The sequence below is a fragment of the Pseudomonas sp. genome, from assembly GCF_035512415.1.
Classification (GTDB): domain Bacteria; phylum Pseudomonadota; class Gammaproteobacteria; order Pseudomonadales; family Pseudomonadaceae; genus Aquipseudomonas.
The window spans coordinates 1-1,777 of record NZ_DATKDZ010000001.1; the positions used below are offsets into that span (position 1 = coordinate 1).

The 1,777-nt window shown below is 62.6% G+C and carries 2 protein-coding genes; both read left to right on the top strand.

From position 1 onward, the window contains the following. The first annotated feature begins 105 nt into the window (after positions 1–105). A complete protein-coding gene (gene xerA, locus VMP31_RS00005; protein WP_325502799.1) occupies positions 106–1,005 on the top strand; it encodes a site-specific tyrosine recombinase/integron integrase in 900 nt (299 codons plus the stop codon). Continuing rightward, a partial coding sequence (locus VMP31_RS00010) for an IS91 family transposase (protein WP_325502801.1) occupies positions 1,002–1,777 on the top strand: 776 nt, incomplete at its 3' end. The genes xerA and VMP31_RS00010, both read left to right, overlap by 4 nt.

The window sequence follows — 1,777 nt, forward strand, 5'->3', positions numbered from 1 at the left end:
CGACTAGAACGAAGCCGCTGGCGCGGCGGACGCTGCGCATGGAGCAAGGTCGCGGCAATCTCCACAGACATGAAGTAGTGTTGGGTCACAGGAAAGGAGGTCTCTGTGACCCAACTACGCAAACGGATGCTGGAGGAACTCCAGCGTCGTAACTACTCCAAGGCAACTACACGCAGCTACATCGGCGCCGTCGAGCGCTTCGCCCGCCATTTCGGCAAGCCGCCAGATCAACTCGGTCTGGATCATATCCGCCAGTATCAGGCCCACCTGCTTCGTGATCGGAAGCTGAAGCCAGGGACCGTTGTGGCACAGGTTGCGGCTCTGCGGTTCTTTTTCGTTCGCACCCTGAAGCGCCGGTTCCCGCCGGACTCCATCCCTTACCCGAAGTACACCCATCACCGCGTCCCGCGTGTGTTGAGTCCGGAGGAAGTCGCACGGTTGATTGACGCCGCCAGCAATCTGCAGGCCCGCGCGATCCTCATGTTGCTCTACTCCACCGGGATTCGACGCAGTGAACTGGTCCGCCTGCGCGTTCAGGATATCGATAGCGAGCGCAGAATCGTTCCCATTCGCCAGGGCAAAGGCGGCAAGGATCGGGATGTGCCGATGTGCCCGAAGCTGCTCGAAACACTCCGCGAGTACTGGCGCTGGAAGAAGCCAAAGACGTGGCTGTTTCCACGCGGCATCGCCAAGCGCGGCGATCACGAACATCTCACCGACAAGGCTGTCTGGTATGCCGTGGCCGAAGCCGCCCGTCATGCAGGGTTGAAGAAACGCGTTGCGCCCCATATGCTCCGGCACAGTTTCGCCACTCACCTGCTGGAGAACGGCGCCGACCTGCCCACCATCCAGGTTCTGCTCGGGCACGCCGACCTGGAGGCGACCAGCATCTACCTGCATTTGTCCCGGCGTCATCTGGAGACCACGGTAAATCCACTGGAACACTTAGCGGTCTCCGGCATCGGGGAGACCAACCGGTTCTACCATCGGCCACGACAAAAATGAGCCGCCCCGCCGTGGAGGTGGCCGACATCCTCCGCGCGCAAGGCAACCGCTTCCTGGACAGGTACGAGAAGAGTGTCGATTTTCAACAGCTCAAGGCTTTCCGCGCCATCGAGCGCTGCCGCACGGTTGCGCTGGGCGGCCACATGGATGCCTGTCCGCGATGCGGATACCAGGCGGCCATCTCCTACAACTCTTGCCGAAACCGGCACTGTCCCAAGTGCCAGGCACAAGCGCGGGAACGCTGGCTGACGGCGCGGGAACGAGAACTTCTCGCCACCCGCTACTGCCACGTTGTCTTCACCACCCCGCACGAACTCAACGTGCTGGCGATGGGCAACCCAAGGCTGTTCTACGATCTGTTGTTCACCGCCAGCGCACAAACCCTGCTCGAGGTGGCGGCCGATCCCCGACATCTGGGAGCTCAGATCGGCATCACCAGTGTCCTGCATACGTGGGGGCAGAACCTGCTGCTGCACCCGCACCTTCACTGCGCCATCCCGATGGGCGGGCTTTCGCCAGACCACAGCCGCTGGGTGCGCCCCAAGTATCCTTTCTTCCTGCCGGTCAAGGTGCTCAGCCGGGTGTTTCGCGGCAAGTTCTGCGCCGGTTTGAAGCGGCTCTATCGACGCCACCAACTGCGCTGTGCCGGGCCGGCAGCCGCGCTGGCTGATCCGAAGCAGTTTCGCCGATTGTTGCGCCGGCTGCACCGCCAAGACTGGGTGGTGTACGCCAAGCAGGCCTTCGGCGGCCCGCTGCAGGTCCTGCGTTACCT